Source organism: Ideonella sp. (assembly GCF_041914305.1).
Lineage (GTDB): Bacteria > Pseudomonadota > Gammaproteobacteria > Burkholderiales > Burkholderiaceae_C > Ideonella.
The window spans coordinates 216628-234342 of sequence record NZ_JAYSDQ010000002.1; the positions used below are offsets into that span (position 1 = coordinate 216628).

Annotated in this window: 16 protein-coding genes; 10 read left to right on the plus strand and 6 right to left on the minus strand. The window is 70.0% G+C overall.

Features of this window, described 5'->3' with window-relative positions:
• Window positions 1-15: 15 nt before the first annotated feature.
• A complete protein-coding gene (locus ACE3SG_RS03725; RefSeq protein WP_374562640.1) occupies window positions 16-630 on the minus strand; it encodes a hypothetical protein in 615 nt (204 codons plus the stop codon).
• A gap of 155 nt (window positions 631-785) precedes the next feature.
• On the opposite strand from ACE3SG_RS03725, the gene ACE3SG_RS03730 reads away from it, so the two are divergent.
• Both ACE3SG_RS03730 and ACE3SG_RS03735 read left to right on the plus strand, forming a co-directional pair.
• Window positions 786-1154 (plus strand): ArsR/SmtB family transcription factor, encoded by a 369-nt coding sequence (locus ACE3SG_RS03730; RefSeq protein WP_374562641.1) that lies wholly within the window; start codon window positions 786-788, stop codon window positions 1152-1154.
• Window positions 1126-1635, plus strand: a complete 510-nt coding sequence (locus ACE3SG_RS03735) for an SRPBCC family protein (RefSeq protein WP_374562642.1) — start codon at window positions 1126-1128, stop codon at window positions 1633-1635. Before ACE3SG_RS03730 ends, ACE3SG_RS03735 begins: the two co-directional genes overlap by 29 nt.
• A gap of 88 nt (window positions 1636-1723) precedes the next feature.
• Here ACE3SG_RS03735 and ACE3SG_RS03740 read toward each other — a convergent pair whose 3' ends face one another.
• Window positions 1724-1954, minus strand: coding sequence for a hypothetical protein (locus ACE3SG_RS03740; RefSeq protein WP_374562643.1), 231 nt, complete (start codon window positions 1952-1954; stop codon window positions 1724-1726).
• 105 nt (window positions 1955-2059) lie between these two features.
• On the minus strand, window positions 2060-2404 hold the full coding sequence (locus ACE3SG_RS03745; protein ID WP_374562644.1) for a galactose oxidase-like domain-containing protein: 345 nt from the start codon (window positions 2402-2404) through the stop codon (window positions 2060-2062).
• Between ACE3SG_RS03745 and ACE3SG_RS03750 the strand changes: the two genes are divergently transcribed.
• The 7 genes from ACE3SG_RS03750 to ACE3SG_RS03780 all read left to right on the plus strand — a co-directional run bounded on the left by ACE3SG_RS03750 (window position 2286) and on the right by ACE3SG_RS03780 (window position 12409).
• Window positions 2286-3230 carry a Gfo/Idh/MocA family protein gene (locus tag ACE3SG_RS03750; RefSeq protein WP_374562645.1) on the plus strand — a complete coding sequence of 315 codons (945 nt, stop codon included), beginning with the start codon at window positions 2286-2288 and terminating at the stop codon, window positions 3228-3230. The genes ACE3SG_RS03745 and ACE3SG_RS03750 overlap by 119 nt on opposite strands.
• A 69-nt stretch (window positions 3231-3299) precedes the next feature.
• On the plus strand, window positions 3300-6881 hold the full coding sequence (locus ACE3SG_RS03755) for a hypothetical protein (RefSeq protein WP_374562646.1): 3582 nt from the start codon (window positions 3300-3302) through the stop codon (window positions 6879-6881).
• A 167-nt stretch (window positions 6882-7048) separates the two neighbouring features.
• Window positions 7049-7660, plus strand: a complete 612-nt coding sequence (locus ACE3SG_RS03760) for a hypothetical protein (RefSeq protein ID WP_374562647.1) — start codon at window positions 7049-7051, stop codon at window positions 7658-7660.
• Between the two features lie 120 nt (window positions 7661-7780).
• A complete protein-coding gene (locus ACE3SG_RS03765; protein ID WP_374562649.1) occupies window positions 7781-8806 on the plus strand; it encodes a hypothetical protein in 1026 nt (341 codons plus the stop codon).
• 41 nt (window positions 8807-8847) lie between these two features.
• The gene (locus ACE3SG_RS03770; RefSeq protein WP_374562650.1) at window positions 8848-9831 is read left to right on the plus strand and encodes a hypothetical protein; all 984 of its coding nucleotides are present in this window, start codon (window positions 8848-8850) and stop codon (window positions 9829-9831) included.
• Window positions 9832-9954: 123 nt separating this feature from the next.
• Window positions 9955-11367 (plus strand): coniferyl aldehyde dehydrogenase, encoded by a 1413-nt coding sequence (locus tag ACE3SG_RS03775; protein WP_374562651.1) that lies wholly within the window; start codon window positions 9955-9957, stop codon window positions 11365-11367.
• Between the two features lie 97 nt (window positions 11368-11464).
• Window positions 11465-12409 (plus strand): plasmid replication/partition related protein, encoded by a 945-nt coding sequence (locus ACE3SG_RS03780; RefSeq protein WP_374562652.1) that lies wholly within the window; start codon window positions 11465-11467, stop codon window positions 12407-12409.
• A 39-nt stretch (window positions 12410-12448) separates the two neighbouring features.
• Here ACE3SG_RS03780 and ACE3SG_RS03785 read toward each other — a convergent pair whose 3' ends face one another.
• On the minus strand, window positions 12449-13582 hold the full coding sequence (locus ACE3SG_RS03785) for a sterol desaturase family protein (protein WP_374562653.1): 1134 nt from the start codon (window positions 13580-13582) through the stop codon (window positions 12449-12451).
• A 228-nt stretch (window positions 13583-13810) separates the two neighbouring features.
• Here ACE3SG_RS03785 and ACE3SG_RS03790 point away from each other — a divergent pair, with 228 nt between their 5' ends.
• Window positions 13811-14716, plus strand: coding sequence for a hypothetical protein (locus ACE3SG_RS03790; RefSeq protein ID WP_374562655.1), 906 nt, complete (start codon window positions 13811-13813; stop codon window positions 14714-14716).
• A 14-nt stretch (window positions 14717-14730) separates the two neighbouring features.
• On the opposite strand, the gene ACE3SG_RS03795 is transcribed toward ACE3SG_RS03790, so the two are convergent.
• Window positions 14731-15861 carry an HD-GYP domain-containing protein gene (locus ACE3SG_RS03795; protein ID WP_374562656.1) on the minus strand — a complete coding sequence of 377 codons (1131 nt, stop codon included), beginning with the start codon at window positions 15859-15861 and terminating at the stop codon, window positions 14731-14733.
• A gap of 118 nt (window positions 15862-15979) precedes the next feature.
• Complete coding sequence (locus ACE3SG_RS03800) at window positions 15980-17632, minus strand: rhamnogalacturonan lyase B N-terminal domain-containing protein (protein ID WP_374562658.1); 1653 nt, start codon at window positions 17630-17632, stop codon at window positions 15980-15982.
• Window positions 17633-17715 lie beyond the last annotated feature (83 nt).

Below are 17715 nucleotides of genomic sequence, written 5' to 3' on the forward strand. Positions count from 1 at the left end.
CCGCCGTCACATCCCTCAGTTAGCGTCGACCGGTGCGCCAACCGTCACGCCGTGCCAGAACTCGTAGTCCGGCTGCTTCCAGCTGATGGCCGAGAAGGTGCCGATGAACTGCACCACGCCGTGGCCTTCGGTGCCGGTGAGCGTCTTTTTCTTGACCTTCAGGCAGTCGGCGCAACCGCCGTAGAAGCCGACGCCCGACGACAGCAGCGTCGGCGTCTGGTTGAAGACATACCGTGTCGGCACCGCATTGCGGCCCAGCGACAGGATGGCCATCACCGGGTTGGTCACCGGCTTGCTGAAGCTGATCTTGTAAACCTGGGTGTCGCTGCCGCCGACGAAGGCGAGCAGGTCGCTGCCGACGGGCGCGCCTGTCACGGCGTAGGCATCGGGCGTGCCCGAAGACCAGTAGTCGGTCTCGCCGGTGCCGGTCTGCGCGAAGTACAGCGTCGGGCCGCTGAACTTGACCTTGACGATGCCGCTGGGCAGGCTCAGGCGGCCGGTGACCGTGGTGCTGCTGGTCTCGGTCGTCCAGTCGGCCCAGGCGGTGTCCAGCGCATGGGCAGAGACGGCCCCGAAGGCGAGTGCCGTGGCGGCCAGGGTGCGGGCGATGGGGTGGAGGCGGTGGTTCATGCTGCGTATCCCTCTTGTTGGGTTTGAGAAAAGGGCGCCAGTGTGACCGCGAGAAAACGTTTCCACATCACCCCAAAGGGTGGGTTGACAAAGCGGCGCCAAGCCGGTGAGGTGCCCTCTTGCCGAACGGCGGGCAGGCTCCTACACTGAGCCAAATGGCTAACCGTCAAACCCCGTTGCCCGACGTGTTCTATGCCCTGGGCGACCCGACGCGGTTGGCCATCGTGGGCGCCCTCGGCCGCGGGCCGGCGTCGGTGTCGGCGCTGGCGGCGCCCTTTGCGATGGCACTGCCATCGTTCATGAAGCACCTGTCGGTGCTCGAGCGCAGCCAGGTGATCCGCTCACGCAAGGTCGGGCGGGTGCGCACCTGCGAACTGGTGCCCAAGACCTTGACCCAGGCCCACTCGTGGCTGGCCGAGCAACGCGCGCTGTGGGAAGCCCGCAGCGACCGCATGGCCAGCTTTGTCGAACAGCTTCATCAGGAGGATCTGTCCCATGAGCAACCCGCCCGCCGCCACGCCTGAACCGAACGACCTCGTCATCTCGCGCCTCGTGCGCGCACCGCGGGCCAAGCTGTGGCGCGCCTGGACCGACCCGCAGCTGTTGAAAGAATGGTGGTGCCCTCGGCCCTGGACGACCGAGGTGCGCGCCTTCGACTTGCGCCCCGGCGGCGCCTTCCACACCTTCATGCAGGGCCCCGACGGCGGCACCAGCGACAACCCCGGCAGCTTTCTCGAGATCGTGGAAACGTCGCGCATCGTCTTCACCACGGTCCTGACCGCTGGCTGGCGCCCGCAGACGGCGTGGATGCCGATCACGGCCATCATCACTATGGCCGACGAGGCCGGTGGCACGCGCTACACGGCCACCGTGATGCACCCCGACAAGGCCACCCGCGACCGGCACGAAGAGCTCGGCTTCTTCGACGGCTGGGGCACCTGCATCACGCAACTCGAGGCGTTGGCGCAGCGCCTGCCCGACCAGCACGCCTCGCCGGAGTTCTGAGCGGATTGGGCGCCCACCTCGTTGCTTCGGTTGTCGGCCCGCCTAACGGCCAAGCGGTGCACCACCAGCCAGAGGCCTGTCCGCGCCGTCAGGCCGGCGACCACAACAGCCACGCGGTCAGCACCAGCGCGCCCAGCACCTGCACGCCGATCACCATCGGCAGCAGGTCCAGCGGTTCGAGCCTGAACGTGGGCATCAGCTCGAGCCACACGCCCAGGGCGGCCACGGCCAGCACCATCAGGCAGCGGATGGCCCAGCGGGCCCGGTCAGCGTTGCCCACCAGCAGGCGCGGCGGGGTCGATTGAAAGCTATTGATCATTGGTGTCTCCCGTCAAAACACCAGTAGACCCGGCGACAAGCTCAAGGCCTGAGCCTGCCCTCCTTCGATTGCCGATTGCCGATCGCGCTGAAAACGCTGTGTCGCTCAAGCCCCGAGCCGCAACACCCTCGCCTTCGACGGCACACCTTGCGCGTCGAGCGCGAACAGCAGGTAGAACCCCGGCGGCGCGCGGTTGGCAGACACCGGCAGGTTGACCGTCAGGTGCCGGCCGTTCTGGCTGAACGCCGGGAGGCCCGATGGCCCGGTGCCTGCACGACGAAGCCGCCGCCCGCCACAATCGACGCACCGAGGTTTCACCGCACCCACCACCATGCCCACCCCACCTGCGATTGACTCCGCCACGCGCCGCTTCGGCGTGGGTGTGCTCGGCCTGGGCGTGATGGGCCAACGCATGGTCGACGCGCTGCAGCAGCACCCGCACTTCAGCATCCCCGCGGCGTTCGACCCCGCCGCCGCCGCGGGGCCGGTGCCGATGCTGGCCAGCGCCGACGCGGTGATCCACCACCCCGAGGTCGACTGTGTCTACATCGCCTCGCCGCCGCACAGCCACCTCGCGCTGCTGACACAAGCGGCCCAGGCCGGCAAGGCGGTGTTCTGCGAGAAGCCCCTGACAGCCTCGATCGACGAGGCCCGCGCCTGCGTGGCGGCCATCGCGGCGGCGGGCGTGCCGGCGGCGGTGAACTTTCCGTTCGCCAGCGCCGAGGCCAGCCTGCAGTTGCAGCAGTTGGTGCAGTCCGGCGCGCTGGGCCAGGTGCGCGACGTGCAGCTCACCCTGCGCTTCGCCCGCTGGCCACGCTCGTGGCAGTCGGGCGCCAACGCCTGGTTGATGGGCCCGGCGCAGGGTGGCTTTGCGCGCGAGGTGCTGTCGCACTTCATGTTCCTGAGCCTGCGCCTGTTCGGCCCCGGCCGCATTCGCCAGGCACGCGTCGAGCGAGGCCCGGCAGGCACCGAAACCTGCCTGCAGGCGGTGCTCGATTTCGGCCCCGTCGCCTGCGCCATCGACGCAGCCGTGGCCGGCGACGCCGACGACCACAACCGCTACGAGGTGCGCGGCACGACCGACCATGCCGCGCTGTTCGACTGGGGCCGGCTCGACCACGCCGGCACGCAGACCGAGCGCACCGCCGCACTGCCCGGCCAGGTGCAGCGCCTGCACCGGCTGCTGTGCGGCGAGCCGGGCCATGGCCTGGCCACGGTCGGCGAGGCGGCCGAGGTCGTCACCCTCATCGAAGGGCTGCTCGGCGCCGTGCAATAAGGCGTAATGGCGCGCGCCGCCGCGCTGCCCGACCATGGGCCCCCGCTGTCTGTTGCTGGAGGCCCCGCCATGAACGCCCGTCACCCCCACCCCGGCGCCACCGCGCCGGTGACGGTCACGGTGGAGCCGGCATTCACGCAAAGCCTGCAGGTGGCCACCGCGGTCAACCCCGGCGCCGGCCTGGCGTCGGTGCGCAATGGCAGCGGCGACGCCGAGTTCTTCAGCATCGGCAGCGACGCCGCCGTTCACCACTACCACCCCGACCCGAACGCCGTGGGCGGCCACGCGACGACACCGGTCGGCCTGTGCGCCGACACGATCGCCGTCACCCTCGATGCCGCGGGCGCGATCGTCGTCTTCGCCGCGAGCGCCACCACGCTGACGATGGTGACCGAGCAGCCCGGCTTGCCCCAGCGCTGGGGCACGCCGGTGCAACTGGCGGTGCCGCTGCCGCCGCAGGCGCGGTCGATCGCGGCGCTGCATGCCGCCTGCGACGGCAGCACCCACCACCTCGCGCTGCTGGTCGAGGCCGAGTCCGGCTCGACCGAGGCCACCTACCACCTGGTGCTCGCGTCGATCGAGGCCGGCCAGCCGCCGATGTTCGTCGAGACCGGGCTGGTGCTGGGCCACCTGAACGGCAGCTGGATGGGCAATCGGCCATCGACGATGCGCTTCGTCTGCGACGACGGCGACCTGGTGGCCGTGACGCCCTCGGGCCACGGCACACGCCTGCCCACGCACACGGCGCTGCCGAGCCTGGGCCTTGCCAGCGCGGTCGATGGCCACGGCAGCGCCCGGCTGTTCGCGGTGCTGGCCGACGGCAACGCCTACCAGTGGCGCGACGACCCCGGCGCCAGCGGCTGGGGCCCGCTGACCCAGGCCCAGGCGTTCACCCAGATCGATGCCGAGCCCGATGCCCACGGCGCCATCCACCTGCTGTGCCTGGGCGCCGGCCGCCTGTGGCACCTGGCACCCGACCCGCGGTGCGCCACCCGCTACGGCGAGCCGTTGCCGGTGGTGGTGCCGGCGGTGCTGTCCGCGCTCACGGCCACCTCCAACGACGACGGTGATGTCGAAGTCTTCGCCGGCAACGCCGGCACGCTGCACTACCTGGCCTGGGACGGGCGCGGCCACTGGGACAGGCTGCCGGTCGAGACCCGCCATGGCGACAGGGTCGACGAGCACAGCGCCTACGGTTGCGAGGTGCAACTGCGCGACGTCTGCGGTGCCCCGCTGGCGTTGCAGCGGGTGACGATCACGGCCACCGGCGCGGCCCGCATCACCGTCAACGGGGCCACCTACCGCATCGACGCGCACCGCGCCGCGCAGGTCTGCACCAACGGCAGCGGCCGGCTGCACATCCAGCAGCCGGCCCGCGCGCTGGCGGCGCCGACGCTGCGGCTGTCGGTGCCCGGCCTGATGCCGGTGGGCGAAACGATCGCGATCTCGCCGGACATGGTCGTCCAGGCCCGGCTGGCGGCGCTGAGCGGCGACACGCTGTACGCCGCCACCACCCCCACCGGCACGCCGGTGTTGCCCGACGCCTGCCGCACCCCCGAGCAGGCGGCGGCCATCGCCTCGGCCATCTCGCGGCTGATGGGCCTGGCCGAGCCCGGTGCGCCACGGGGCGCTGCGGGCGGCACCCGCCTTCGCCGCGCTCGCCCGGGGGTTCGCATGGTCGGCCAGGCCGAGGGCCCGCACCTGCGCCGCCTGGCACCGCTGCGCGCCACCCACTGGCGCTTCGGCGTGGTCGGCGGCGCGGCGCAGTTCCACACGCTGAGTGCGGACGAGGCCCAGGCCCACCTGGCATCGCTGCGCGCCACCTCACGCCGGGCCGGCGGGTTCATCGACCATGTCGACGGTGTCGGCGACCTGAACGCCGGTGCCGCCCACGGCCTGCTCGACATCACCGACACCGTGATCACGACCATCGGTGGCGTGGTGCACGCCGCGGTCCGGTTCGTGCTCGACGGCGTCAACTATCTGCTCGACACCGCGGTGACCACGGTCGACCAGTTGTTCGACCTGGCCGAAGCAGTGTTCGCGCAGGTCCAGGTGCACTTCCAGACGCTGCACGCCTGGCTGGGCACGGTCTTCGACTGGCCCGCGATCGTGCGCACAGCGCAGGCGATGAGCCACACGGTGCAGCAGTACCTCGGCTTCTTCCAGGGCGCGGTCGGTGGCATGCAGGCCTTCTTCGACCAGGGCATGGGGCCGCTGCAGGCCACCATCGGCGGCCTGTTCGACCAGGCGATCCAGCGCGTGGGCGGCGCCAGCGTCGGGGCGTATGCCGACGGCCACGAGCCCGACGACCCCTTGGTGCAAGGCGCCCTGTCGAACAACCCGATCTTCCACGCCCTGCTCGACCATGGCGGCGGGATGCGGCCGCCGGCGGCGCTGTTGCAGGCGCTCGCCGCCGCCCGCGCCCCGGCCGGCGACGACCCCTACGCCGCCATCGGGCAGGCGCTGCAGGCCAGCACCCGCCATGCCATCGGCCATGCGCGCTTCGCGCCGATGCAGGACTACTTCACGTCGATGGGCTCGGCGCCTGGCAAGGTGTTCAGCGCGCTGCTGCAAGACATGCTGGCCGTGGTGCGCGACCTGATCCAGGCGGTGCTGGCAGGGTTGCAGGCGGTGGTCGACCAGTTGCTGCCGCTGCTGCAGACGATGATGGGCGCGTTCACCGCCGCGCTGAACGCGAGCTGGAGCGCGCCGGTGCTGTCGCCGCTGTTTCGCCACGCCACCGGCGGCCTGCCGATGAGCATGGTCAACCTGGTCTCGCTGATGCTGGCGATCCCGGCGACGGCCCTGTGCCAGGCAGGCGGCGGCGGCGCGCCCTTTGCGTCGCCCGCCGAGCTCGCCGCCTTCGAAGACGCGTGGGACGCCAACACACTGCTGCGCGCCAGCGGCCTGCGCGGCGAATCGGCGCAGGGCACGCAGCGGGCGCTGATGCGCGCCGCGCAACGGGGCGACACACGCTGGACCGGGCTGCTGCCGCCTGCCGCAGCGCCGGTGGTGGCGACCCTCGGCGCGGTGGCGGCGTACTACACGGCCGGCCTCGGCGCGGTGCCGGCCACCACCGCGGCCGACAGCGGCCAGGTCGAGCCGCTGTCGATCTGCGGTTTCGTCACCGGCGTGCTGGGCCAGGCGGCCAGCTGCCCCTGGTTCTATGCCGCCGGCACGATCGGCTGCGGCGGCGACAGCGCCAGCCACCTGAACTGGACCTACGCCAACCTCGGCATCGCGCTCGACCTGCTCTACCTCGTGGCCGGCGAGTCGATCCCGGGCGATGTGCAGTCGGTGACCAAGCACCTGTACGGCAACGTGCACCTGGCGCTGTCGGCCCTCGCATCGGCCGGCCCGTCGGCGGTCGACATCGCGCCGGCCCTGCTGGCCGCCATCCCCGAGACCGGGCAGGTGTTGCGACTGTCTGGCATCTCCGCCGCCACCGAGGGCCATTCGCTGGCCGTGCTGGCGGTGCTCAATGCGATCTGCATGCCGCCGGCCTCGACCCTCGCCACCGGCCACGCCATGGCGGCCCACGCCGGGCCCGACACCGCCGCGCTGTGCACGCCACTGGCCGCGGCCGCCTTCGCCGAAGCCTCGCCGCAGCGCGGGCCCTCGGCCTGCCCGTCGGCCCAGCCCGCCTGACCAGCCCCGCCGCGCGCACCACGCCGCCATGACCGGCGGCGTGGCGCCGCGTGGCCCGTTGCCAGCGGCCCACGCGCGGCAATCTTTCTTCACCTCGCACAACGGGTCGGACACACGCGCCATCAAAAACGGTATAAACTGTATATATCGTTTTTTAAGGAGAACCCATGAACGAACACGATTCGAGCGCGACCAAGACCAACGGCAGTGCCGTGCTGGCCGAAGTGACCGAGCAGAAGGCAGAAACACCCAAGGTGCCCAAGGCCAAGCTGGTGCGCGACAGCTTCACGATCCCGAAGGCCGAGTACACCACGCTGAACGAGCTGCGCCAGCGCGCCACGCGCCTGGCCGTGCCGGCCAAGAAGAGCGAGCTGCTGCGCGCCGGCATCGAGCTGCTGAAGGGCTTGTCCGACCAGGCGTTCCTGGCCGCGCTGGCCGCAGTGCCCAACCTGAAGACCGGCCGGCCGAAGAAGGAAGGCGAAGAAGAGTCCGACGAGCCCACCGCCAAGACCGGCAAGAAGATCATCGACAAGATCGCCGCCCGCCCCGCGGCCAAGAACGCCGCCAAGGGCACGGCCAAGTCCGGCACCAAGGCGGCTGCCAAGGGTGGCGCCAAGAAGGCCGGCGCCGGCAACAAGGGCGCCGCCGGCAATGCCGCCAAGAGCCCCGCTCGCCAAGCCGCCCGCAAGGCCGCCAAGCAGGCCGCCGGCAACGAGCCCAAGGCCGCCCGCCAGGCTGCCAAAGCCGCTCGCCAAGCCGCCAAGGCCGAAGAAGACTGACGCACCGGTTCGGCCGCCTTCGCCGCCGAACACTCGCCTTGCTAACCCCAAATGAGGGGGGCATGGCATAACCTTTAAGTTGATGGGATAGGATGCCTGATCCGAACTGAGGAGCACGGCATGAAGTTCCCGTCACGAACCACGGTGCGGCGCCGCCTGGCAGCCGCCGCCTTGGCTGGCAGCCTGGCGCCGGCCGCCGCGCTGGCCGCCTCGCAGCCCTACCGCATCGAGCCCGTCCCGGCGGGCGACGACGTGGTGCCGATCACCGCCACCGGCGTCAACCACAAGGGCGAGGTGGTCGGCCTGGCGCTGATCAAGCATGGCCGCAACATCGCCAGCTATGCCTACCGGGGTGGCCGCACGGTGCAAGTCGGCCTGCCCGACGACCACCTGACCGCCATCAATCGGCGCGGCGATGTCGCAGGCGACGCCACCGTCAACGCGGCGTGGTGGAGCCACAGCGGCGTGCTGCACAACCTGGGCGCCAAGATGAGTTGCCAGGGCACCAGCCATGCCGTGGGCCTGAGCGATGACCGGTGGCTGGCCGGCTGGATCAGCTGCTGGGGCGGCGAGACCCACGCCTTCGTCGCCCGCGGTGGCGTGGTGACCGACCTGCCCGGCCTGGGCGGGGTGGGTGCAGACGCCCGGGCGATCAACAACGCCGGCCAAGTCATCGGCGATGCAGCCCTCGAGCCCAACGGCTCACGCTTTCATGCCTTTCGCTGGCAAGACGGCACCATCACCGACCTGGGCACGCTGGGCGGTAATGAGAGCCACGCCCGCGCCATTGCCGACAACGGGCACGTGGTGGGCAGCGCCCAGGACGCCTCGGGCACCTGGCGCCCCTACCTGCACGACGGCAGCCAGATGACGGCGCTGCGCGACTGCCGCGAGGGCTTCTACACCTCGCCGATGGCGATCAATTCGAAAGACCAGATCGTCGGCGTGTTCGGCAACGGCCGCCGCAACGAGGTCTTCCTGATGCAGCGCCAGCACTGCCACCGCCTGAGCGACCTGCTCGACGCCAGCGGCACCGGCTGGGAGCTGGAAATGGTCGACGGGATCAGCAACGCCGGGCAGATCGTCGGCAACGGCCGCTACCAAGGCGAAGCCCGCGCATTCATCGCCACACCGATCGCGCCGTGAACCCGCCGCACGACTGCCCACCCCATCCAGGACCAGCCCCCATGACCTCACGAACCCTTCGCGCCGCCTGCGCCGCGCTGACCTTGTTCGCCTGCCTGGCCGCTTTGGCCGCGCAACCGGTCTACCGGATCGAGCCGCTGAAGAACCAGGACGGCATGCGCCCCCGCTACCCCGCCGCCATCAACAACCGCGGCGTGGTGATGGGCAGCGCGCAGGATCTGTCCAACCGCTACCTGCACCAGGTGTTCTTGCACGATCACGGGCAGCTGGCGTTCGTGGCAGGCAGCGATGGCGCGCTCGCGAAAGACTTGAACGATGCCGGCGACGTGCTGGTGGGCGTGCCGCTCACACCGGCGATCTTCTGGCACGACGGCCGCTATCAAGAGGCGCCGGAGATGTCGCTGGTCTACCGGTTCAACAACCGGGGCGTGATGGCGGGCAACGCCGACTTCGGCCCCGAGACCCACGCCGCCCTCTGGGACAACGGCACCCTCACCGACCTGGGCACGCTGGGCGGCCAGTACGCGTCGGCCACCGACGTGAGCGACAACGGCTTCGTGGTGGGCGAGTCGACACTCAACCCGAACAACTGGACCAAGCACCACGCCTTCCTCTGGGCCAACGGCCAGATGAAGGACCTGGGCACTTTCGGCGGCGACACCAGCTACGCCCACGTCGTGAACAACCTGGGCCACGTGCTGGGCATCGCCGAAGACGAGGCGAACGTCTACGTGCCGTTCTTCTACGACGGCACCAAGAAGCGCCATGTGCCGGCGATCGGGTCGGCCACGCTGTCGCCGCGCGACATGAACAACCTCGACGAGATCGCCGGCGCCTCGTCGGTCGGCGCCTTCATCTCGACCCAGGGCAAGAGCCACCTGCTGATGAACCTGCTGGACGGCAGCCGCGAGGGCTGGGACCGGCTGGACGACATCGTCCGCATCAACGACGCCGGCGATGTGACCGGCACCGGCTACTTCCACGGCAACCGCAAGGCCTTCGTCGCCCGGCGCGTCGCGCCCTGAGGCGCCCCGCCCGAGCCGCGCCGAGTGGTTGGGGTAGATCCCGGTCCGCTCTAGGGTTGCTCGCCTAGTTCGCGGCCACCCGGTCGAGTACCCTGCACCGCCTGATCAGCCAGGAGGTGCAGCGTGAACCAAGGCATTGAAGAGCATCTGCGCGTCGCGCTCGAACAGCAGCGTGCCGCTTTCGCGTCAGAGACCTTCCCCACGTTGGCTGTGCGGCGCGACCGTCTCGCGCGCGTGAGGCAGATGACCGAGAAGCACGCGCAAGACCTGGCCGCGGCCATTGCGCAAGACTTCGAGAACCGCGCGCGGCAGGAAACGCTGCTGACCGAGGTCTTCACCGTGCAGTCGGCCGTGCGCCATGCGATCAGCCACCTGCCGGGCTGGATGAAGACCCGCCGCGTGCCCACCGCGATGCACTTCTGGCCGGCGCGCAACCGGCTGCTGCGCCAGCCGCTGGGCGTGGTGGGCGTCGTCTCGCCCTGGAACTACCCGTATTACCTGGCGATGGCGCCGGCGCTGGCCGCGCTGGCGGCCGGCAACCGCGTGCTGATCAAGCCTTCTGAGCTGACGCCGGCCACCAGCGAGCTGATGGCCCGCATGGTGCGTGAACACTTCGCGCCCGAAGAGATGCAGGTCATCGTCGGTGACGCCGATGTCGGCCGCGCGTTCACCAGCCTGCCGTTCGACCACCTGTTCTTCACCGGCTCCACCGCCGTGGGCCGCATCGTCGCCCAGGCCGCCGCCAAGAACCTGACCCCGGTCACGCTCGAGCTGGGCGGCAAGTCGCCGGCGCTGGTCGACCGCAGCGCCGACATCGGCGTGACCGCCGAGCGCCTGGCCTTCGGCAAGCTGCTGAACGCGGGCCAGACCTGCGTCGCGCCCGACTACGTGCTGGCACCGCGCGAGATGGTCGCGCCGCTGGTCGACGCGGTGCTGGGCCGCGTCCGCGCGATGTACCCGACGCTGGCCCACAACCCCGACTACACCAGCATCGTCTCGCCGCGCCACCACGCGCGCCTGCAAGGCCTGCTGGACGACGCGAAGGCCAAGGGCGCACGCCTGGTGCCCACGCACACCGAAGCCCCCGGCGGCCGCAAGCTGGTGCCGCACCTGGTGCTGGACGTGACCGAGCAGATGACGGTGATGCAGGAAGAGATCTTCGGCCCGCTGCTGCCGATCGTCGCCTACGACAAGCCCGAAGAAGCTCTGGCCTACATCCAGCGCCACGACCGGCCGCTGGCGCTGTACTGGTTCGGCCGCGACGCCGCCGCGCAGCGCCACGCGATGGAGCAGACCCACGCCGGCGGCGTGACCGTCAACGATTGCATCTGGCACCTGGGGCAGGAGGAGCAGCCCTTCGGCGGCGTCGGCGCCAGCGGCATCGGCTCGTACCACGGCGAATGGGGCTTCCGCACCTTCAGCAAAGAAAAGCCGATCTTCGAGCAGACGCGCTTCGCCGGCACCAAGCTGTTCTACCCGCCCTACGGCGCCACCTTCGACCGCATGATCGGCATGCTGAAGAAGATCGCCGGCTGAGGCCGCGGTACTGAACGGGCTGCGGCCCGGTGGAGGCCCCTTCAGGCGCAGCTCTCTACAATGCGCGCCCTTTGCCTCTGCCCGAAACCCCGCGCCCATGGACATCGTCGTCAACGAAGAACTCAAGGCCTACATCGACCCGTTGACCGCGGACGAATACGCTGCCCTGGAGCGCAGCATCCTGGCCGAAGGCTGCCGCGACGCGCTCGTGCTGTGGGGCGACGTGCTGGTCGACGGCCACAACCGCTACGGCATCTGCCGCAAGCACAACCTGCCGTTCCAGACCGTGCAGAACACGCGCTTCCGCTCGATCGAAGACGTGCACCTGTGGATGATCGACCAGCACCTGGGCCGGCGCAGCATCTCGGACTTCCAGCGCGGCGTGCTGGCGCTGCGCAAGCGCGAGATCGTGGCCGAGCGGCGCGCACGACAGGCCGCCGCACCGAGCCCGGCGCCGGAGGCCGCTGCCGAGACCGCCACGGCGGCCGCAGCGCCCACCACGAAGGCGGATGCGCTCGACACCCGGGAGGCCATCGCCCGCGCCGCGCGCTTGAGCAACAGCCAGGTCGTGATGATCGAGAAGATCCACAAGCAGGCGGCGCCCGAACTGGTCGCCGCGCTGAAGGCAGGCGCGATCTCGATCAATGCCGCCGCCGCGGTGGCCAGCCTGCCCGCCGAAGAGCAGGTGGCCGCAGCGACTGCCGGCGCCGACGAGCTCAAGCAAGCCGCCAAGCGCGTGCGCGACGCCAAGAAGAAGACGCCGGCCTCACCCACCAACGCAGCGACTGCCACCAACGTGGCGACCGACATGCCGGCCGCCGCCCACGCGGCGGTCGCCCTGCCCGCCTCGCCCGCAGAGCCGGGCACAGCGCCTTGGGACGCCGATCCGTCAGAAGACAACGTGGCCGCCCTGCGCCAGCGCGTGGCCGCACTGACGGCCGAGAACGCAGCGCTGCGCGAGCAGGTGGCGAGCCTGCAGGCGCAACTGCGCGACGCCCTCAACGCCGACGAGCCAGCCACCGAGGCAGGCCCGCCCTTCTGACCTCAGGCCACCCGGCCGGCGCCTGCGGCCGGCCGGTGGTCAGCCCTTCCAGGTGAACGGAAACGCCACCTGCTTGAAGAAGCCATCGGGCACGTAGTCGCCCAGCACGCCGTAGTGCTCGGGCCATTCGCGGTCGGACTTGACCGCGGTGCCGAACAGGTAGTCCAGGAACGCGAAGTGCGCGGCGTAGTTCTTGTCCAGCGCTTCCTGGTCTTGCGAGTGGTGCCAGTGGTGGAAGTTGGGCGTGACGATCAGGTAGCGCAGCGGGCCCAGGCGCACGCTGACGTTGGCGTGGTTGAACACCGCCTGGAAGCCGACGACGATGATGTAGGCGTCGATCACCTCCTTGCTGAAGCCCAGCAGGTAGATCGGCGCCAGCACCAGCGTGCGGGTGAGGATGAGCTCGAGGATGTGCTGGCGCGAGCCGGCCAGCCAGTCCATGCTCTTGACGCTGTGGTGCACCGCGTGCAGGCGCCACAGCATCGGCACCTCGTGGTAGGCGCGGTGCGTCCAGTACTGCACCAGATCGGCCACCAGGATGATCAGGAACAGCGCGGCCCAGAAATTCAGCTGCGCCACCCAGCCGCGAATGCCGTCGTTGGCGGCCCAGCCGAACAGCCGGTGCACCAGCAGGTTGGTCGCCAGCAGCACGAAGCCGACCAGCATGTGGTTGACGACGAAGTGCTGGAAGTCGGTCTGCCATTCGGCGCGAAAGACCGGCTGGTCCTTGCGCAGCGCGAACAGCTTCTCGATGAAGACGAAGATCAGCGTCGAGCCGAGCAGGTCGAGGATGAACCAGTCCAGCCCGATGTAGGGCGTGTGGTCGGGGAAGTCGCTGTCGACCGGCACCTTGTGGCCACCCAAGGCCAGCGACAAGCCGATCAGCGCAAAGGAGGCCAGGGCGAGCCAGCGCGCGCGCCCGCGGATGACATTGAACAGCGCGATCGAGCCCGACAACACCAGCGACCAGAACAGCACCTGGCGGATCACGTCGACCTTGTAGGCCTGGCGCAACTGCGGCGTCGTCAGGTACTCGGGCCAGTGGAACGCCAGCACGCCCAGAAAGCACAAGATCGCCAGCCCCAGGGCGATGACGCCGGACACCATGCCCTTGCCAGGCTGCAGCGCCCCGTGCGACTTGGTCAGTCGGTTGAGTTTGTCGAGTTCGTTCATTCCTGCCCTCCCAGGCATGCGTTGTCGGCGAAGTGACCGCCCGCGATTATCCAAGCCCATCCGTCGGCCCGATCCACAAACGTGGGGGATTCACCGGTGCCCGAGCCGGCCCCGGCGAGACTTCCTGCGCAATCGACCTGGTCGCTGCCGGTCAGCCCCGGCACCTTTAACCCCGCCCGGCCGACCCGCCCGTAGAACGCATGTCACCCCATCCATCCGGAGGTTCCCATGCGTTTCATCCCGTCTTGCCAGTTGGCACCTGCCCGCCGCCCCGCTGCCCGCCGCGCGTTCCTGTCGGCGGCGGTCATCGCCTTGCTCGGTGCCGGCTGTGCGCCGGCGGCGCTGGCGGTGGGCAGCAAGGTCGACGTGGCGGTGGTCGACCGCGACACCGGCGACACGCTCGCCGTGTACCCCTACCGTGGCCGGAGCTACATCGCCGGGCGGCCCGGCTCGCGCTACGCCATCCGTGTCACCAACCGCACCGGCGAGCGCGTGATGGCCGTGATGGCGGTCGATGGCGTCAACATCATCAGCGGGCAGACGGCGTCGTGGAGCCAGAGCGGCTACGTGCTCGCACCCTGGCAGAGCTACGAGATCACCGGCTGGCGCAAGAGCGACGACGAGGTCGCCGCCTTCGAGTTCACCTCGCTGCCGGACTCATATGCCGCGCGCACCGGCCGGCCCGACGACGTGGGCGTGATCGGCGTGGCGGTGTTCACCGAACGTGTGCAGTGGCAGCCCCCGCCCCCACCAGCGCCCCGCGCACCCAGCGTCGGGCGCTTGGAATCGCGCCGCTCGGATGCCGGCAACGGCAGCGCCGCGCCCAGCGGGCTGGCCGACAAGGCGGCTGAGTCGGTGGCCTCGGCCAACGGGGCCGCCCAGCCCGCCGCACCGGCGCCTGCCGAGCGGCTGGGCACCGGCCACGGTGCACGCGAGTCGTCGTACGTGACCAGCACCAACTTCGTTCGCAGCAGCGTACGGCCGGCGGAGATCGTCAGCCTGCAGTACGACTGCTACGAGAACCTCGCCCGCGCCGGCATCGTCCCGCCAGTCGGCTGGGCCGACCCGAGCCCGCGCCCCTTCCCGAGGTCGGCACAGAACTCGGGCTACGTGCCCAACCCGCCCTCGCGCTGAACCCGGCGTGGCGGTCAGGCCGCCATCGCCGCCTCGGGCGAATCGGCAAAGTGCCGCGCGATCTCGCAGCAGTCTTCGAACCCGGCCTCGAAGGCGTCGGCCACTGCGGGGTCGAAATGGCGGCCGCGCTGTTCGAGCACCAGGTCGCGCGCCGCGTTGATCGCCCACGCCGGTTTGTAGACACGTTTGCAGATCAAGGCGTCGAATACGTCGGCCAGCGCCATCAGGCGCGCGGCCACCGGGATGTCGTCGCCCGCCAGGCCTTCGGGGTAGCCGCTGCCGTCCCACTTCTCGTGGTGGCTGCGTGCGATCTGCTTGGCGTAGCGCAGAAAGCTCAGGTCGCTGGCCGAATGCGGCTCCAGCCCCACGTCGCGCTCGGCCTGCTCGATGGCTTCGGCGCCGAGCCGGGCATGGGTCTGCATCACGGCCCACTCGGTGGGCGTCAGATGGCCGGGCTTCAGCAGGATCTGGTCAGGGATGCCGACCTTGCCGATGTCGTGCAGCGGCGCCGACCGCACCATCAGGTCGATTGCCTGCGGGCTCAGCTCGGCCTCGAAGCGCGGGTGCTGCTGCAGGCGGGTGGCCAGGATGCGGACATAGCCCGCCGTGCGACGCAGGTGGTTGCCGGTTTCGTTGTCGCGCGTCTCGGCCAGGCGCGCCAGCGCGTGGATGCTCACATCGCGGATGTGCTGGTTCTCGACCATGCGGCGCGCCACCTCGGCTTCGAGGTCGCGGTTCTGCCGCATCAGGTGGGCACGGGCCTGGTGCAACTCGACATGGGTGGACACCCGGGCCAGCAACACGCGCAACCGGATCGGCTTGGCGATGTAGTCCACCGCACCGAGCTCCAGGCAACGCTCTTCGTCGGCCGTGCCGCCGGCGGCGGTGACCAGGATGACAGGGATCTCGCGCAGGCGCTCGTCGGCGCGCAGGTGCGCGAGCACCCCGTAGCCGTCCATCACCGGCATCATCAAGTCCAGCAGGATCAGCTGCGGCAGCGGGTCGTTGGCCATCATGGCCAAGGCCATCTCACCGGACATGGCGGTACTGACCTGGTACTGCGATTGCAGTGCCGCATCCAGAAGCGCAAGGTTCTGGATGTTGTCGTCCACCACCAAGACTCGTGCCCGCGGGCCCTCGCTCATGGTCTTCTCCCTTTGGCGCCCGCCAGGTGCGCCACTGGGGGCACATCGAAGTGAGCGACCCAACGATAGGCTTCGTCGGGCGAGCTGTCCAGTGGGGGGGGGGCGGCCGCCCTGCCGGTCAGGGGGCGCGCATGAAGTCGAGCGCGTCGTAGGCGAAGCCGGGGCTCAGAAAACCCGTGCCCGACGAGCCGCTGGCCACGCCGAGCGTCAGCAGGTTGTCGCCGACGACGAGCGCGCTCGCCGGCACGGCCACCTGGTAGAGCGTGTTGTTGCCGCGGTAGGTGCCGACCGTCAGCGTGCGCGTCGACGGCTGCGCCGAGGGCGGCAGGATCGGCGCACTCCATTGGTTGATCTTCACCAGCGGCCGGCCGCCGGCAAAGGCCACGGTGATGCCCATGCGCAGCGTGGAGGCGGTCACCTGGTCGGCCGTCAGCGTGAAGTGCACGCTGAGGTTGCCGTTGACCTCTTTCCACTGGTAGGCCGGGAAGTCGCGGCCCGGCCTGGACACGCCGACCGTGTAGGCCGGTGTCGCCCACGCCGCCATCCGCGCGTCGGACGGGTGCATCGTCGTCACCTTGTCGCCGTTCACGAACTCGGCCGGGCTACCGTCCCAGTCGCCAATGCGCCAGACCGCCTGGGCACTCGCCGGGTCGCCGGCGATCTTGAAGGCCTTCACGGTGGTCTTCTGGCCGGCGCCCACCGTCACCGGCCGCTGGTCGACCGCGAGTTCGTTCTTGTAGACCGTCATCGTGTAGTCGCCGGGCAGCAGGCCCGTCGCATCGAAACGGCCGTCGTCGCTGGCGGCCTCGGCCCAGTACTGCGCCGTGGCATTGGCAAAGCCCACGGTGTAGCCGTGCTTCGCATCGCGCCCGCGCAAGCCCAGGCCCACCACCCGCCCGCGCGCCGCCTTGCCCACGAAGCCTTCCAGGCCCATGTTGGCGAACCACGGCGCGTCGACGGCCGGCGGCTTACTGCCGTCGTTGAAGACCAGCGTGTAGCGGTTCAAGATGCCGAGGCGAAACGCCTCGGTCTGCGCCTCGCCGTAGTTGATGATGTAGGTGATCTCCTGGTTGGTGTCGGTGGCCTGGTTCAGCAGGCTGCGGTAGAACGGGCCGCCCGAGTTGCCCTCGTTGTTGTCACGCACCACCCACAGGCCGACGTTCGGGCCGCGTGCGCCGATGGCGTGCCAGTCTTTCAGCCGCTTGTTCGAGTAGTGCTTCGAGCGGGTCGTGCCGTCGGCCAGGCCGAAGATGTCGCCCGACTCGATCGCACCGGTGTTGCCGCGGATGTCCGACGGCTCGGGGCCATCGGGCAATGCGCCGATCGGCACCCGCAAGATGAAGCGCGCGAGGTTCAGCGTGTCCGGCTCGCGCGTGAAACGGGTCGCCATGTAGATGCGCGGCTCGCCGCGTTGTGCCAGGTAGTAATGCGTCAGTTCGCCTGCGCGCACCGTCACCTTGATGTGGTCGGCATCGACCTGCGCGGCCTGCACGTCGACAGCGGCCGTGTTCTTGTAGAGGTAGTCGAAGCCCGAATTGACCTGGCTGCCGCGGCTGGCGTCCTGGTATTGCACGCCCTGGTAGACCATCGAGGCGATGTCGCCCGGCGACTGGGTGCTCGAGCCGTAGTCCGCCCGGCGGATCTTGAACACCAGGCCACCGCCGGTGTCGACGGTGAAGTAGGTCGCGTCGGCGCTCAGGCCAAAGTCCGCCATGGCCATCGCAGGGGCGGCACCGAGCAGCAGCGCCAGTGCCTTCGAGAGTCGGTTCATGTCGAAGCCCACGTGAATTAAATAGTCAGACTATTATTGCAACGCCGCCCCAGCGCGCGGGGGTGCGTTACACCGGCTCACCA